At 57.2% G+C, this 16,513-nt stretch carries 16 protein-coding genes; 4 read left to right on the top strand and 12 right to left on the bottom strand.

What is annotated here, in order from left to right; genetic code table 11:
- The 5 genes from DEO48_RS07715 to phoB all read right to left on the bottom strand — a co-directional run.
- Positions 1-513 (bottom strand): alpha amylase N-terminal ig-like domain-containing protein (locus DEO48_RS07715; protein WP_181366979.1); only part of this gene is annotated, 513 nt, incomplete at its 3' end.
- A gap of 162 nt (positions 514-675) precedes the next feature.
- Positions 676-2,049: a proline-specific permease ProY gene (gene proY, locus DEO48_RS07710; RefSeq protein WP_109844810.1), complete on the bottom strand. Its 1,374-nt coding sequence runs from the start codon at positions 2,047-2,049 to the stop codon at positions 676-678.
- A gap of 81 nt (positions 2,050-2,130) precedes the next feature.
- Entirely contained in the window at positions 2,131-3,450 is a 1,320-nt protein-coding gene (brnQ, locus tag DEO48_RS07705; protein ID WP_023310545.1) for a branched-chain amino acid transporter carrier protein BrnQ, read from the bottom strand.
- Between the two features lie 409 nt (positions 3,451-3,859).
- Positions 3,860-5,155 (bottom strand): phosphate regulon sensor histidine kinase PhoR, encoded by a 1,296-nt coding sequence (phoR, locus tag DEO48_RS07700; protein WP_109844809.1) that lies wholly within the window; start codon positions 5,153-5,155, stop codon positions 3,860-3,862.
- Positions 5,156-5,176: 21 nt separating this feature from the next.
- The gene (phoB, locus tag DEO48_RS07695; protein WP_008503265.1) at positions 5,177-5,866 is read right to left on the bottom strand and encodes a phosphate response regulator transcription factor PhoB; all 690 of its coding nucleotides are present in this window, start codon (positions 5,864-5,866) and stop codon (positions 5,177-5,179) included.
- A gap of 187 nt (positions 5,867-6,053) precedes the next feature.
- On the opposite strand from phoB, the gene sbcD reads away from it, so the two are divergent.
- Both sbcD and sbcC read left to right on the top strand, forming a co-directional pair.
- Positions 6,054-7,259 carry an exonuclease subunit SbcD gene (gene sbcD, locus DEO48_RS07690; protein WP_109844808.1) on the top strand — a complete coding sequence of 402 codons (1,206 nt, stop codon included), beginning with the start codon at positions 6,054-6,056 and terminating at the stop codon, positions 7,257-7,259.
- Positions 7,256-10,387 (top strand): exonuclease subunit SbcC, encoded by a 3,132-nt coding sequence (gene sbcC, locus DEO48_RS07685; RefSeq protein WP_109844807.1) that lies wholly within the window; start codon positions 7,256-7,258, stop codon positions 10,385-10,387. Before sbcD ends, sbcC begins: the two co-directional genes overlap by 4 nt.
- Before the next feature lie 155 nt (positions 10,388-10,542).
- Here sbcC and mak read toward each other — a convergent pair whose 3' ends face one another.
- Positions 10,543-11,448, bottom strand: coding sequence for a fructokinase (gene mak / locus DEO48_RS07680; protein ID WP_023310541.1), 906 nt, complete (start codon positions 11,446-11,448; stop codon positions 10,543-10,545).
- A 123-nt stretch (positions 11,449-11,571) separates the two neighbouring features.
- On the opposite strand from mak, the gene rdgC reads away from it, so the two are divergent.
- A complete protein-coding gene (gene rdgC / locus DEO48_RS07675) occupies positions 11,572-12,486 on the top strand; it encodes a recombination-associated protein RdgC (protein WP_109844806.1) in 915 nt (304 codons plus the stop codon).
- A 48-nt stretch (positions 12,487-12,534) separates the two neighbouring features.
- Here the strand turns inward: rdgC and ppnP are convergent, their stop codons facing one another.
- From ppnP to DEO48_RS07650, 5 genes are all read right to left on the bottom strand, one after another.
- Complete coding sequence (ppnP, locus tag DEO48_RS07670) at positions 12,535-12,822, bottom strand: pyrimidine/purine nucleoside phosphorylase (protein WP_008503270.1); 288 nt, start codon at positions 12,820-12,822, stop codon at positions 12,535-12,537.
- A gap of 71 nt (positions 12,823-12,893) precedes the next feature.
- Positions 12,894-13,571 (bottom strand): AroM family protein, encoded by a 678-nt coding sequence (locus tag DEO48_RS07665; protein ID WP_047648590.1) that lies wholly within the window; start codon positions 13,569-13,571, stop codon positions 12,894-12,896.
- A 237-nt stretch (positions 13,572-13,808) separates the two neighbouring features.
- The gene (yaiA, locus tag DEO48_RS07660; RefSeq protein ID WP_032638425.1) at positions 13,809-14,000 is read right to left on the bottom strand and encodes a protein YaiA; all 192 of its coding nucleotides are present in this window, start codon (positions 13,998-14,000) and stop codon (positions 13,809-13,811) included.
- 44 nt (positions 14,001-14,044) lie between these two features.
- Positions 14,045-14,569 carry a shikimate kinase AroL gene (aroL, locus tag DEO48_RS07655; protein WP_029739752.1) on the bottom strand — a complete coding sequence of 175 codons (525 nt, stop codon included), beginning with the start codon at positions 14,567-14,569 and terminating at the stop codon, positions 14,045-14,047.
- A gap of 143 nt (positions 14,570-14,712) precedes the next feature.
- Positions 14,713-15,171: a YaiI/YqxD family protein gene (locus DEO48_RS07650; protein ID WP_010428006.1), complete on the bottom strand. Its 459-nt coding sequence runs from the start codon at positions 15,169-15,171 to the stop codon at positions 14,713-14,715.
- A gap of 97 nt (positions 15,172-15,268) precedes the next feature.
- Between DEO48_RS07650 and proC the strand changes: the two genes are divergently transcribed.
- Entirely contained in the window at positions 15,269-16,078 is an 810-nt protein-coding gene (proC, locus tag DEO48_RS07645; protein WP_024906789.1) for a pyrroline-5-carboxylate reductase, read from the top strand.
- A 14-nt stretch (positions 16,079-16,092) separates the two neighbouring features.
- On the opposite strand, the gene DEO48_RS07640 is transcribed toward proC, so the two are convergent.
- On the bottom strand, positions 16,093-16,513 hold a 421-nt coding region (locus tag DEO48_RS07640; RefSeq protein ID WP_146198252.1), incomplete at its 5' end, for a diguanylate cyclase.

Here is a 16,513-nt window from a genome sequence, read left to right as displayed (position 1 = left end):
TCCCCCCGCCTGTGCGGTTAACGGCTCGTCCCACGCTTTCAGGATAATGTCGTGGCCCGCCGCATGGTGGTGATAGATCTTATCCTGGTCGGCGGTGCGCTTTTCGCTGCGCGCAAAACGGTCCGGGAAAATCTGGTAAAACACCTGATCGTTAACCCACTGCGGGCCGTTATCCGGGTAATCGACCGCGAACTGCTCCAGCCGTGCGGGCGGGAAACGGCTAAACCCCTGCGGGGTAAACCACAGCTGGCGGTTATTCCACAGCAGTTTGAAGCTGTAGCGGCGACGCGGCTGCCCGCTGCTCAGGTCGATATTGGCCCGCCACGCAGTGATCCCCGGCTGCGGCTGGCTGCGCAGCCTGTGCATTTTCAGCCCGGTCTCTTCGTTATCTATTTCGGCGCGGAGCGTCACGCGTTCAGGCTGATTTTCTCCCGCCAGCCAGAGCGTAATCACAAGGTTGTCTTTGTTTTGCTTAACAAATGGGGCAACCGGAAGGTGCCAGGCGTTTAACATCACGAATCCCCTTTGATGAAATTGACGTCACCTTGCCACAGGGTGGTTAAGGATAGCTCATCACGTTCGGGATTATTGGGGGAGGAGAAAGGAGGAGGAGGCATCAGTGCGGCCTGATGCCCTCACCCCAACCCTCTCCCACAGGGAGAGGGAGAAAAAATATTACTGTGCTTCCGCCAGCTGACGGTCGCGGCGGCATTTAAACACCCAGCCCACCAGCAGCAGGACGATCCACGCGCAGCCCACGTACAGGGAAATGCGGGTATCCGGATGGTAGCCAATCAGGGCAATGATAAACACCAGGAAGATCAGCCCGACAACGGTCGTCGCAACGCCGCCAGGAACTTTGAACTTCAGCGCTTTCGCCTCATCCGGCGACAGACGACGGCGGAACGCGATCTGCGACAGCAGGATCATAATCCACACCCACACCGTCGCGAAGGTCGCCAGCGATGCGATCACCAGGAAGACGTTCTCCGGCATGATGTAGTTCAGGTAAACCGAGAACAGCAGCGCCACGGTCATCACCACGACGGTCACCCACGGCGTGCCGCGGCGTGAGGTTTTGGCGAACACCTTCGGCGCACTGCCCTGCTCCGCCATGCCGTGCAGCATACGGCCCACGCCAAAGACGTCACTGTTAATCGCGGAGAGCGACGCGGTGAGCACCACAAAGTTCAGAATGCTGGCCGCAAACGCAATGCCCATATGCTGGAAGGTCAGAACAAACGGGCTACCGTTGGTGCCTACCTGATTCCACGGGTAGATGGACATAATCACGAACAGCGTACCCACGTAGAACACCAGAATACGCATCGGCACCGAGTTGATGGCGCGCGGAATGGACTTCTCCGGATCTTTCGCTTCCCCGGCGGTGATACCGATAATCTCGATACCGCCGTAGGCAAACATCACCATCTGTAGCGACATGACCATTCCGAGCCAGCCGTTGCTGAAGAAGCCGCCGTTGCTCCAGAGGTTGTGAATACCGGTCGGCTGCCCGCCGTTGCCGATTCCCCAGATGATGATGCCGAAACCGGCCACAATCATGATGATGATGGTGGCGACCTTGAAGAAGGAGAACCAGAACTCCAGCTCGCCGAACACCTTCACGCTCATCAGGTTGACGGCGCAAATGATCAGCACCACGCTCAGCACCCAAATCCAGTGCGGCACCGCCGGGAACCAGATGCCCATATAGATGCCAAACGCCGTCACGTCGGCAATCGCCACAATCAGGATTTCAAAGCAGTATGTCCAGCCGGTGATAAACCCGGCCAGCGGGCCGAGGTTTTCCTGCGCGTAGCGGGAGAAGGAGCTGGCGGACGGGTTGTGAACCGACATTTCGCCGAGGGCGCGCATGATGATATACGCCGCCACGCCGCCGATAATGTACGCCAGCAGAACGCTGGGACCGGCCATTTTGATGGCATCTGCCGAGCCATAAAAAAGACCGGTGCCGATAGCAGAGCCCAGCGCCATAAAGCGGATGTGGCGCGTGCTCAATCCACGTTTAAGTTTGTTAGTGCTTTCCATTTAAATCTTGCCATTCAACACGAAAAAAACAAAAAACCACGGGGCCTAAAGCCCCGTGGTTAAACAGTTTGTTGCCGTTGATTAATGAGCGTTCGATGCGACCTGACGCCCTGCAGCACGGTCCCAGATAATCGCCAGAACCAGTGCAACAACGGTAGGCATCAGCCAGGCCAGCCCCTGCTCGGACAGCGGCAGACGCTGTGTCCATGCCGGCAGTATGTGCGCGAAAGCTGATGCTTTAATCCCGTCAAGGATACCAAAAATCAGGCTGATAAACATGGCTGGCGCAATAATTCGTGAAGAGTTGTTCCACCACGGGCGAGTAAAGCTCAGCACGACCAGCACGATACACGGCGGATAAATCGCCGTCAGCACCGGAATCGAGACCTGAATCAGGTGGCTCAGACCGAGGTTGGACACCGCCATAGAGAAGATGCCGAGGATAAACACCAGGGTGCGGTAAGAGAGCGGCAGATACTGTGCAAAGAACTCTGCGCAGGCGCAGGTCAGGCCAACCGCCGTCACCAGACACGCCAGGAAAATCAGCGCTGCCAGCAGCATACTGCCCGCACCGCCGAAGGTGTGCTGAACGTAGGCATGCAGGATAGCCGCACCGTTGGCGTTCTGCTCAACCAGCATGGCGCTGTCGGAGCCCAGACGGAACAGCGCCAGATAGAGCAGCGTCAGCCCCACGCCGGCCATCAGGCCAGCCCAGATGGTATATCGGGTCAACAGACGCGCTTCGGTCACACCGCGGGAACGCGCGGCGTTAACGATAACGATACCAAACACCATGGCGCCCAGCGTATCCATCGTCAGGTAGCCGTTCACAAAGCCGTTAGAGAACGCGGCGTTTTTATAGGCGTCCATCGCGTCGCTAATCGGGCCCGCTGGCCAGACGATGGCCGCTACCGCCAGAACAATCAGCGCCACAATTTTCAGCGGAGCCAGGAAGTTACCCACGGTATCCAGCAGCTTGCCCGGATAGAGGGAAACCAGAATCACGATTGCGAAGTAGATCAGGCTATAGATAAACAGCGGCATCGCACCGTCACCGGTCAGGGGAGCAATACCCACTTCGAAGGACACGGTCGCCGTACGCGGGGTCGCAAACAGCGGGCCAACGGCCAGATAGCAGACGGTTGCCAGCAGAACGCCCGCCACTTTGCCAATCGGGGTGCTGAGGCTATCCACACCGCCGCCGACTTTCGCCAGCGCAACGACGGTCAGAACCGGCAGACCCACGGCAGTAATCAGGAAACCAAACGCGGCGGTCCAGACGTGTTCACCCGCCTGTAAGCCAACCATTGGAGGGAAAATGATGTTGCCTGCGCCAACGAACAGCGCAAATGTCATAAAGCCCAGCGCGATGATGTCGCGCGATTTTAAGTGATGGGTCATAAAACCTTACTGCCTGTGGATGTGGTGTTGAAAACATTGAGATTTTCGATTTCCCTGACGGGACGATACAGCCGAAAATTTGCTCAATTTCAGCGGGAAATGCTCCCGTCCTGGCGTGGAGAAGAATAGTTTTTCGATTTACCACGCAAATACAGTCGGTCTGACAGTATCTGGGGCGCAATTTAAACGCTTATAACGTTTAAAGGCAAGGTGGGATCGCAAAACCAGAACAATATGCCAGCATGGAAATACACCTCAGAATAATACGCTATTTATAAGAAAAACCCATGGCTAATCATGCGAACAAAAAACAGTCAGCCGTATAAAATTCATCCGCGTTTCGCTTGACTGCAAAGCAAACGGGCCAGCAGACGCTGACCCGTGGAAAGGTAAAATGACACGCCTGCCGTCAGGCGATCTTTTTGGCAATTAATCGTTCCGGAATAACGAAACTGAAGCGGGTTCCTTTACCCAGCGTACTCTGAATATCGAGACGGCTTTCATGGTGATTCACCGCGTGTTTCACAATTGCCAGCCCCAGGCCGCTTCCGCCAGTCTGCCGGGATCGCGCTTTATCCACACGGTAAAAGCGCTCGGTCAGGCGCGGAATATGCTCAGGTGCAATCCCCGGCCCGTTGTCTTCCACGCTAAACTCAGCCCCCGTTGGGACATGATGCCAGCGCACCACGATATTCGTCCCCTCCGGCGTATGATTTACCGCGTTATACACAAGGTTGGAAATGGCGCTCCGCAGTTCATCTTCGCTGCCCAGCACCTTCAGCGTATTGTCGACCTCAAAGGTCAGGTGATGCTTTTTATGGCTTAACGTCTGCGCTTCACGCTCAACGACCCGCAGCATCATTGGCACATCAATGGTGTCATTTAGCGCGAGCGACGGCGCCGCTTCAATCTTCGAGAGCGTCAGCAGTTGCTTCACCAGCCCTTCCATCCGGTGCGTTTGCTCGCGCATGGTGTGCAGCGCTTTTTCACGCGGCGCGCCTTCAAGCGTTTGCTCCTGCATCATCTCCAGGTAGCCCTGAAGCACGGTCAGCGGGGTACGCAGTTCGTGACTGACGTTGGCGAAGAAGTTGCGACGCGCCCCTTCCAGCTGGTGCATCTGGGTGACATCGCGCGCCACCATCAGCCACTGCTTATCGCTGTAGGGCATCACGCGGATTTCCAGATGGCGACCATTATTGAGCTTCAGATTGTGCGGGCGGGTAAAATCACGCTTTTTCAGATACAGCGTAAATTCGGGATAACGCAGAAGGTTGAGGATATTCTGGCCATTGTCGTCGGGCCAGCGCAGGCCCAGCAGCTGTTGCGCAAGGCCGTTACACCAGAAGATCGTCCCTTCTTCGGTCGTCAGAATAACGGCATCCGGCAGCGACTCTGCACCGCTGCGAAAACGCTTAATCAGGCTTCCCAGCTCGCGGCGACGCTTTTTATTACGCATCTGCATCTGGTGCAGGCCATACAGCAGCGGCTCCCAGCTGCCGCTTCCCGGCGGCGGCGTCATACTTCGGTCAACCCACAGCCACCAGGAGAGGCGCAGCAGGTTCCAGAAATGCCAGATCAGCAGCCCGGTGACCGACGCCAGCAGAAACCACGGCAGGTGTCCAAGAAAGGCCCCCAGAAGGAAGGCCGGAATACAGCATAAGATCAGTTCAAAGACGAGCCTTTTCCATGACAGACGTTCCAGCACGCGTCACACTCCTGTCATTGTTCAGAAACGGGTAGAAAAACGATAACCCGTGCCGCGGACCGTCTGCACCATGCGATCGTGGCCGCTCAGTTCCAGTGCTTTTCGCAGGCGGCGAATATGTACGTCAACCGTCCGGTCTTCGACATACACGTTAGTTCCCCAGACGTTATTCAGCAACTGCTCGCGGCTGTAAACGCGTTCCGGGTGGGTCATAAAGAAGTGCAGGAGTTTAAATTCGGTAGGCCCCATGTCGAGAGGATTTTCACCGGTCATGACGCGGTGTGAGGTGGGGTCAAGGCTCAGCCCCTGCATCTCAATCACCTCTTCCACCGCCATCGGCGAAATACGGCGCATCACGGCTTTAATGCGGGCAACCAGCTCTTTTGGAGAGAACGGTTTAGTAATGTAATCGTCCGCGCCGGTCTCCAGACCGCGAACGCGATCCTCTTCTTCTCCGCGCGCCGTGAGCATCACAACCGGGATGTCGCGGGTCAGCGCTTCACGCTTCAGGTGTTTGATAAACTGCAGTCCGGAGCCGCCGGGCAACATCCAGTCCAGCAGAATCAGATCGGGCCAGGGTTCATTCAGCTGGTTCACTGCGCTGTCATAATCTTCCGCTTCAACCGGCTGGAAGCCGTTTTGCTCGAGCACGAAGCACACCATTTCACGAATTGGAGCTTCATCTTCTACGACCAGAATACGTCTCGCCATACTTTGCCCTGTCTTATCTTATTTAAGTTACAAGTTTGTAATTCGGCGCCATTATGCGTCAGATTTATGACAGATTTATGAAAAACAGTACCACGATAAGGGGCAAACCGTTGTTTTATTACAGCGGTTATTTTCCCGTCTCTGAACGTTTATAATCCTGCTTTCTCTTTTTTGCCACGGATCAGCTATGCGCATACTTCACACCTCGGACTGGCATCTGGGTCAAAATTTTTACAGCAAAAGCCGTGCGGCTGAACATGAAGCCTTCCTGAACTGGCTGCTGGAAACGGCCCGGACGCACGAGGTGGACGCGATTATTGTGGCGGGTGACATCTTTGATACCGGCTCACCCCCCAGCTATGCGCGTGAACTGTACAACCGCTTCGTGGTGAATTTGCAGCAAACCGGCTGTCATCTGGTGATTGTCGCCGGCAACCATGATTCCGTCGCGACGCTCAATGAATCCCGCGACATCCTGGCATTTCTCAATACCACCGTCGTCGCCAGCGCCGGGCACGCCCCGCAGATCCTGAAAAAACGCGACGGCACGCCGGGGGCGGTGCTGTGCCCCATTCCGTTTTTGCGTCCGCGCGACATCGTGCAAAGTCAGGCGGGGCTGTCGGGCGCGGAAAAACAGCAGCATCTCCTGCAGGCCATCACCGACTATTATCACCAGCAGCACGTCGATGCCTGCGCCCTGCGCGGCGACCAGCCGATTGCGGTGATTGCGACCGGCCATCTCACCACCGTCGGGGCCAGTAAAAGTGACGCCGTACGTGACATCTATATCGGCACGCTGGACGCCTTTCCGGCGCAGAACTTCCCGCCAGCCGACTACATTGCGCTCGGACATATTCACCGGGCGCAGATCGTCGGCGGCAGCGAGCACATCCGCTACTGCGGCTCGCCAATTTCGCTCAGCTTTGACGAAACGGGCAAGGCCAAATCCGTCCATCTGGTGAGCTTCTCCGAAGGAAAACTTCACGCCGTCGAGACGCTGGAGGTGCCCGTCACCCAGCCGCTGGCGGTGCTGAAGGGCGATCTTGACGCCATTACCGCCCAGCTTGAGCAGTGGCGCGGCGCGGCGCTTAACCCGCCCGTCTGGCTGGATATCGAAATCACCACCGACGACTACCTTCACGATATGCAGCGTAAAATTCAGGCGCTGACGGAAGATTTACCCGTCGAAGTCTTACTGGTACGCCGCAGCCGCGAGCAGCGCGAGAAAATTCTGTTAAGCGCTCAGCGTGAAACGCTCAGTGAGCTTCGGGTTGAAGAGGTGTTTGAACGCAGGCTCTCGCAGGAAGAAATTGACGACGCGAAGCGCGCAAGACTCAGCGAACTGTTCAGCCATACCCTGCATGCGCTCAATGATGAGGAAGAAAACGCATGAAAATTTTGAGCCTGCGCCTGAAAAATCTCAACTCCCTCAAGGGCGAGTGGAAAATTGACTTTACCGCGGAGCCGTTTGCCAGCAACGGGCTGTTTGCCATCACCGGCGCGACCGGGGCAGGTAAAACCACCCTGCTTGACGCCATCTGTCTGGCGCTTTATCACGAAACGCCGCGACTTCAGAAGGTCTCTCAGGCGCAAAACGACCTGATGACGCGCGACACCGCCGAGTGCCTGGCGGAAGTGGAGTTCGAGGTAAAAGGCACCGCCTATCGCGCATTCTGGAGCCAGAACCGCGCGCGCAACCAGCCGGACGGCAACCTGCAGGCGCCGCGCGTGGAGCTGGCGCGCTGCGAAGATGGCAAAATCCTGGCCGACAAAGTGACGGATAAACTGGAGCAAACCGCCGCGCTCACCGGGCTGGACTATGGCCGCTTCACCCGCTCCATGCTGCTCTCACAGGGGCAGTTTGCTGCCTTCCTTAATGCCAGGCCGAGCGATCGCGCCGAGCTGCTGGAAGAGCTGACCGGCACCGAGATCTACGGACAGATTTCCGCCATGGTGTTTGAAAAACACAAAGCCGCCCGCAGCGTGCTTGAAAAGTGCGAGGCGCAGGCGGCGGGCGTCGTGCTGTTGAGCGAAGAGCAACAGCAGCAGTTGCAGCAAAGTTTGCAGGCGCTTACTGACGAAGAGAAAACCCTGCTGGTTCAGCAGCAAAGCCAACAGAAAGATTTTCAGTGGCTTACGCGCCATGATGAGCTCGTGCTTGAGCAACAGCGCGTCACCGCGATGCAGCAGCAGGCGCAACAGGCGCTGACGAACGCTGCGCCAGAGCTGGCAAAGCTCCAGCTTGCTCTGCCCGCCGCCCAGCTTCGACCGCTTTGGGAGCACCAGCAGGAGCAAACCGCGCGCCTGACGCAAACCCAGCAGCGAATTATTGAAGTAAATACTCGCTTACAAGCCAAAACCGCGCTGCGCGCGCGGATCCGTCATACCGCCCAGCGTAATCATGAGCAACTTCAGACCGAGCAGACGGCGCTGGCGCAGTGGCTGGCGGAGCACGAACGCTATCGCCTGCTGGGGCAGGAGATTGCCGGCTGGCGTGCTCAGTTCTCTCAGCTTAACCGCGACAAAACGCAGTTAGCCTCGCTTGCTGCGCGGATGGGGGAATTACGCAACAGGCTGGCTGAGATGCCGGAAAATTCGCTGACGCTGACGGCAGATGAGGTCAGTGCGGCCATGGAGCAGCAGTCCCGGTCACGCACGCTGCGTCAGCGGCTGACGTCGCTGCATGCCCGCTATCAGCCGCTGCAAAAGCGCCTGCGCCAGAGCGATGAAAGCGTGCTGAAGGCCCAGGCCGAACAAAACAAACTCAATGAAACGCTGACGCTGCGTCGCCAGCAGTACAAAGAGAAACACCAGCACTATCTGGACCTCAAGGCCCTGTGCGAAACCGAAGCGACGATCAAAAAGCTGGAACATTATCGTTCGCAGCTTGAGGCCGGCAAACCCTGTCCGCTGTGCGGCTCCAGCGAGCATCCCGCCGTTGCGCAATACCAGTCACTTGAGCTGACGGATAACCAGCGCCGCCGTGATGACCTGGAAAAAGAGGTCGCCGCGCTTAAAGAGGAAGGCCTGCTGGTGCTGGGACAGGTTAATGCCCTGACGCAGCAGATCCAGCGCGAGACAGACGACGCCCAGATGCTATCTCAGGAAGAGCAAGCACTCACTAAAGAGTGGATGGAAGCCTGCACTTCCCTGAACATCGCGTTGAATATTCAGGAAGATATCACGCCATGGATGAACGAGCAGGAACAGTACGAGCGCCAGCTCTATCAGCTCAGCCAGCGTCTGACCCTGCAAAACCAGCTGAACGAGCAGGAAGTGCAGGAGCGACAGCATCTGCAGCAGCTGACGGCCGCGCGCCAGGCGCTGGAAAACACCCTACTTTCGCTATCGCTTAACGTACCTGAAGACGGGAATGAAGCCGCCTGGCTGCACGCCCGCGAAGCGGAATTCGCGCAGTGGCAGGAGAAACAAACGCAGCACGGCGTGCTTCTGGAACGCATAAACGCTCTCAAGCCGCTGCTCGACACGCTTCCGGAAACGAAAAGCGAAGAGGCCGAACCGACCATTCCGGACGGCTGGCGAGACGTCCACGATGAATGCGTGTCGCTACAAAGCCAGCTCACCGCGCAGCACCAGCAGGAAAAGCTGGAGCAAGAGCGCCTGCTGCAGTCGCAGACGCTATTCACCGCGGCGCTCGCAGCGAGCTGCTTTGCCGATCGGGACGCGTTCCTTGCCGCCCTCCTGGATGACGACGCTATTCGTCGCCTCGAACAGCTGAAGCAGTCGCTGGAAAGCCAGATACAGCAGGCCGCGGCCCTTTCCGGCCAGGCTAACCAGCAGCTGCAGTCTCATCTGGCGCTGAGGCCGGAAGGGCTCAACGCCGATGCCCCCACGCTGCAAAGCCAGCTGCAGCAGCTGGCGCAACGGCTTCGCGAGAACACGACGCATCAGGGCGAGATCCGCCAGCAGCTTAAGCAGGACAGCGATAACCGTCAGCACCAGCTGGCGTTGATGCAGCAAATTGAAGAGGCCGCGCGCGAGGCGGACGACTGGGGTTATCTGAACGCGCTGATCGGCTCCAGCACTGGCGACAAGTTCCGTAAATTCGCGCAGGGGCTGACGCTGGATAATCTCGTCTGGCTTGCTAACCAGCAGCTTAACCGTCTGCACGGGCGTTATCTGCTGCAGCGCAAGGCCAGCGACGCGCTGGAGCTGGAAGTGGTCGATACCTGGCAGGCGGATGCGGTGCGCGATACCCGTACGCTCTCGGGCGGCGAGAGCTTCCTCGTCAGCCTGGCGCTGGCGCTGGCCCTTTCCGATCTGGTGAGTCATAAGACGCGGATCGATTCCCTGTTCCTGGATGAAGGGTTCGGCACGCTCGACAGTGAAACGCTGGATACCGCGCTGGATGCGCTCGACGCGCTGAACGCCACCGGGAAAACCATCGGCGTGATCAGCCACGTAGAGGCGATGAAAGAGCGCATTCCGGTGCAGATCAAGGTGAAGAAGATCAACGGGCTGGGATACAGCAGGCTGGATAAGGTGTTTGCGGTGGAATAAATGGGGATCGGTGCGGTCTGGTGCCCTCACCCTGGCCCTCTCCCACGGGGAGAGGGTACAAACATCAAAAACAGCAACTTTCGTTGCTGTTTTGCTTTTACCTTGCCTCACTCTGGCCCTCTCCCACAGGGAGAGGGAATAAACATTATTTGCTTTTATTCCGGCCACAGCCACGCCGCGCCGCGCACGCCGCTGGAGTCACCGTGGACAGCTTTGCGGATCGGGGTTTCACACTCGCCGCCGAAGACCCACTGTTTGACAAGGTTCGGTACCGTGGCGTATAGCCGGTCAACGTTGCTCATGCCGCCGCCGAGCACAATCACGTCCGGATCGAGAATATTCACCACGTGTGCCAGGGATTTCGCCAGCCGCATTTCGTAGCGGCTAAGGGCCAGCTCGGCGACCGGATCCTGTTCTTCGACCAGACGCATGATTTCGTTGCCCTTTAACGGCTGGCCGCTTAAGCGGTGGTAATCGGTCGCAAAACCGGTGCCGGAGATAAACGTCTCAATACAGCCCTGCTTTCCGCAGTAGCACGGCACTTCAGCGCGGTATTTAAGCTCGTCTTCATCCATCCACGGCAGCGGGTTGTGTCCCCACTCGCCTGCCGTGCCGTTGCCGCCGATATGGGCACGCCCGCCGAACGCCACGCCCGCTCCGCAGCCGGTACCGACGATCACGGCAAACACGGTCTGGGCACCGGCCGCCGCGCCGTCGATGGCCTCAGAGACCGCCAGGCAGTTGGCGTCGTTGGCCAGACGCACTTCCCGGTTCAGACGTTGGCTCAAATCTTTGTCAAACGGCTGACCGTTGAGCCAGGTGGAGTTGGCATTTTTAACCACCCCGGTATACGGCGAGATCGACCCCGGGATCCCCATCCCGACGCTGCCGGTTTGCCCTGTCGCCTGCTCTGCCATCTCAACCAGGCTGGCAATCGTCTCGATAGTCTGGTGATAATCATCGCGCGGTGTCGGCAAACGGTGGCGGAACAGCTGCTCCCCCTGCTCGCTCAGTGCGATGACTTCTGTTTTGGTGCCGCCCAAATCGATCCCAATACGCACAAGACTCTCCTCATTATTTTGATTATCAACAGAGTAGAAGCACGCTTCCCGATTAGCAATGCAAGCGATGCGACAATTCGTTATCATGCCCGCTGATTTAACGACAAGGCCGTGGAAATTATCATGCTGTGGTTCAAAAATTTGATGGTTTACCGTCTCAGCCGCGACGTTTCGCTGCGTGCAGAAGAGATGGAAAAACAGTTAGCCGCTTATACCTTTTCCCCTTGCGGTAGCCAGGATATGGCGAAAACCGGCTGGGTTCCGCCAATGGGTTCACAAAGCGATGCACTGACCCACGCCAGCAGCACGGGTCAAATCATCGTTTGCGCCCGTAAAGAAGAGAAAATCCTGCCGACGCCGGTGGTTAAGCAGGCGCTCGAAGCGAAAATTTTCAAGCTGGAAGCCGAACAGGGCCGCAAGCTGAAAAAGACCGAAAAAGATTCGCTGAAAGACGAAGTGCTGCACTCCCTGCTGCCGCGCGCCTTCAGCCGCTTCAGCCAGACCATGATGTGGATCGACACCGTCAACGGGCTGATCATGGTGGACTGCTCCAGCGCCAAGAAAGCAGAAGATACGCTGGCCCTGCTGCGTAAAAGCATCGGATCTTTACCGGTCGTTCCGCTGGCGCTGGAAACGCCGATCGAGCTGACGCTGACCGAATGGGTACGCAGCGGCGCTGCGGCTCAGGGTTTCCAGATCCTTGATGAAGCCGAGCTGAAAGCCCTGCTGGAAGATGGCGGCGTGATCCGCGCGAAGAAGCAGGATCTGGTGAGCGACGAGATCGCTGTACACATCGAAGCGGGTAAAGTGGTCACTAAACTGGCGCTCGACTGGCAGCAGCGCATTCAGTTCGTGATGTGCGACGACGGCTCCGTGAAGCGTCTGAAGTTCTGCGACGAGCTGCGCGATCAGAACGAAGATATCGACAGGGAAGATTACGCCCAGCGCTTTGACGCGGACTTCATCCTGATGACCGGCGAGCTGGCCGCGTTGATTCAGAATCTGGTGGAAGGTCTCGGCGGCGAAGCGCAGAGATAACAGGCAAAACGCAGGCCGGGTAAGCGTTAGCGCCACCCGGCTTATTTTTTATTTCAGGTAGCGGCACAGATAAGAGGTAGGTTCAGCGACCTGCAAATGAAACTCGCTGTGGCCAGGGACGTTGAAAACTTGCCCGGCAGCGTAAACTTTCCATTCCGTTTCACCCGGCAGTAAGACGTTCAGCGCCCCGCTGACGACCGTCATTTCTTCAGCTTCCGCCGTGCCAAAGGTGTATTCCCCTTCCGCCATAACGCCGACACTGGCGCGGCCAGTGCTGCTGCTGGTAAAACCAATGGATTTCACTTTACCGGAAAAGTATTCGTTACTTTGAAGCATGAACTGGCCCTTATATTTTTAGATAAAAATTCACTATAGGGGCCTTGCTCATCACCTGTCACGCAAAATCATTACATGAGGAGTTCCGAGGCCAGGCGAGCCATCAGAACGTTGGATAACAGCACGGGAACATCCAGCGCTTTTTGCAGCAGATCACGATGATGCTGATGGAAACCGAGGCAGTCCAGGATCAAGACATCTGCCCCTCTCTCAAGCAGCTCCTTCCCGGCAGCAATGAGCTTGGCCTCACTGTCCCAGAACGGATTTGCCAGCGCATACAAGGGCACTTTTTCCAGCACGTGCCACTTTGCCTCCTGGTTATCCATGAGCTCCTCAATGGGCACAATCACCCCCACCTGATGACCATCCACGATGGAGGCCACCAGCGGTGGAATGATCCGCATCGGCTCCAGCAAAATCGCATTACGCGCCGTGAGGCCCTTAATGGGCGCGGTACTCATCAGCAAAATAACGTCATAACCTTGATTATCGAGCACTTCTATTACGCCCTGCAGCGAGCGCTCGATTTTCTGGCGTGAAACATGCGCCAGTTTACCGTCGCTTAATAACGTCGCCAGGGGATCCTCCCCCACCTCGACAGCGTAGTCTTCCATGACCTCTTCCCGACTCATCTTCCCCAAGAGGCTAAGATGCGTTATCTGTTGTTCAGATACATGCTCGGTTAAGAGCGGTAACACTTCGCTTACAGGGACCACACCAATGGTGAGGATCGCCAACGTTGCCTTCATCTTGATCGCCTTCCATTACTCCAACATCGTGCACACAGGTACAGGCTCACTACGCTGCACAGTTCGTTTTTTCAACAAAACAGCACCAAGCGTAGCAGGCGATCACGACATCGAAATGTAAAGATCGCCTGCCGATACCGGAGTTACTTGTAATAACTAAATATTAACTCCTGCTTAACTTTCCCGATGAGTAAAAAGTGTGATTCAGGCACGATACTGGAACGTTTAGGAAAAGGGTCAGGTTTTATCGGGATCTTCATAGCGCCGTTTCGCGTCCAGCGCTTCCTGTTCAGTCTCGTGTTCACTGATCAGCGAGTCCGGCTTGGGGTGATCGGCACGCAGTTGATACCAAGTCACGGTATGACCCGTCTGGCCTTTTTCAACGGTAACAATACGTGCTTCACGCGGATAGGGAGGTCTGGTTGGCATAGCTCATCCTTTTTTTATGTCTGAGCTATAAGTATAGACGCCGGTTAGCTGGCACAAGCCAAACGCAGGGCGGTAATAATCTGAATCACAACGTCTTCGGGAGAGGCTGACGCATCCACCACGTGGTGAGCCGCTTCGCGGTATAGCGCATCGCGTTCGGCCAGCACTTCGCTCACCTCTTCGCTGAGCGGCCTGGAGGTCAGCGCAGGGCGTTGCCCCTCTTCCGGAAAGGCTTCCAGCCGCCCTACCAGAGCCGACACCGGCGCGCTGAGATAAATCACAATCCCCTTTTCGCGCATAAAGTGACGATTGCACTCCGCCAGAACGATGCCGCCGCCGGTCGCGATCACGGCAGACGGGGTGGTGACCGCTTTCAGCGCGGCCGTTTCGCGCGCGCGAAAGCTCTCCCATCCCTCTTGCTCAACGATCTCAGCGATGGTTTTTCCGGCCTCGGTTTGCAGCCAGTGGTCGGTATCAACAAACTGGCGATGACACACGCGTGCCAGCTCCAGGCCAACGGTGGTTTTCCCACAGCCGCGGGGGCCAACTAAAAAGATGGGTTGGGTCATGCCAGGTGTTCCCCTTGATGCCGAATGGCTGAAGAGTGTAAAGAAATAATTGCAGAAGATGTTGCGATTACTTTACTGCAAAGCGGTACGGGATGACAACCCTGTGGAGGTCACACTGTACCACAAATTGACAATAATTATCATTACGCTGTGCGGCGCTTCACTTCCAGCAGCCATTTATCCAGCTCGGCAGCGAACTGCTGACGGTCGCGCTGGGACAGGCTGTCCGGTCCACCGGTCTGCACGCCGCTGGCCCGCATCGTATCCATAAAATCGCGCATGGTGAGCTTTTCCCGAATGGTCGAAGGCGAGTAACGCTCCCCGCGCGGATTGAGCGCCGCCGCCCCTTTCTCCAGCACTTCGGCAGCCAGCGGAATATCCGCCGTGATCACCAGATCCTCCGCGCTGCACAGGCGAACAATTTCGTTATCCGCCACGTCGAACCCGGCCGGCACGCGCAAAGAGCGGATAAACCGCGAAGGCGGTACGCGAATATTCTGGTTCGCCACCAGCGTCAGCGGCATCTGAACGCGCTCGGCGGCGCGAAACAAAATCTCTTTAATCACGTTCGGACACGCGTCCGCATCAACCCAAATTGCCATATTGTCTCCCCATAATGACTCTGTCGACTATTGTCGCCTGCATTTCGTTGTTAAGCTATCAATCAGAGAAAACAACGCATAATGACGGAGAATCGTGATGGACAAGAAAATCGGGTTTATCGGCTGCGGTAACATGGGCAAAGCCATCCTGGGCGGTCTGATCGCCAGCGGACAGGTGCTGCCGGGTCAGATTTGGGTCTATACCCCGTCACCGGATAAGGTCGCCGCGTTGCGCGATCAATACGGGATCAACGCCGCCGAAAGCGCGCAGGAAGTTGCCCAGGTCGCCGATATCGTCTTTGGTGCCGTCAAGCCGAACATCATGATCAAAGTGCTAAGCGATATCACCTCCAGCCTGAATAAAGAGACGCTGGTCGTGTCGATTGCCGCGGGCGTCACGCTCGATCAGCTGGCGCGCGCGCTGGGTCACGATCGTAAAATCGTCCGCGCGATGCCTAACACCCCCTCGCTGGTCAATGCCGGTATGACATCCGTCACGCCTAACGCGCTGGTGACCACGGAAGAAGTGGCCGACGTGCTGAATATTTTCCGCTGCTTCGGTGAAGCAGAAGTGATTGCCGAATCGATGATCCATCCGGTGGTTGGCGTGAGTGGCTCAGCCCCTGCCTATGTGTTCATGTTTTTAGAAGCGATGGCCGACGCCGCCGTGCTTGGCGGAATGCCGCGCGCGCAGGCGTATAAGTTCGCCGCGCAGGCCGTCATGGGCTCCGCCAAAATGGTGCTGGAAACCGGCAAACATCCGGGTGAACTGAAAGATATGGTCTGCTCTCCGGGCGGTACCACCATCGAAGCGGTGCGGGTTCTGGAAGAGCGCGGGTTCCGCTCGGCCGTCATTGAAGCGATGGCAAAATGCATGGAAAAATCAGAGAAGCTGAGTAAATCCTGATTTCTGACCGGGCGTCAGGCGGCCACTTCGGTGCGGCCGCGCCCGGCATTTTTCGCCTTATACAGCGCCACGTCAGCCGCCTTTAGCCATTCCCGATAGTGTCCAAACTGTGGTCCCCAGGGGGCAACGCCGACGCTGATGCGCAGCGCTTCTTTTGGCGCGCACGGTAACGTCAGCTTTTCCAGCCGCTCATGCAGTCGCGACATCACGGCGATGGCGCTCTCCGCCGCGGTCTGCGACATGATCACTGCAAACTCATCCCCGCCAAACCGGCCGATCGCATCGCCTGACCGTACCGACCGCTGGAGCTGACGCGTAATAGCAACGATCGCCTCGTCGCCCACGTCGTGCCCCCAGGTGTCGTTGATGTTTTTAAAGTGGTCGATATCAATCAGCAATATCGTGGCGGTGCTGTGGTCGCGCCGACAATGCTCA

The organism is Enterobacter sp. CGMCC 5087 (assembly GCF_003144775.1).
GTDB lineage: Bacteria > Pseudomonadota > Gammaproteobacteria > Enterobacterales > Enterobacteriaceae > Enterobacter > Enterobacter cloacae_M.
This window is presented reverse-complemented; position numbering and strand designations above follow the sequence as displayed.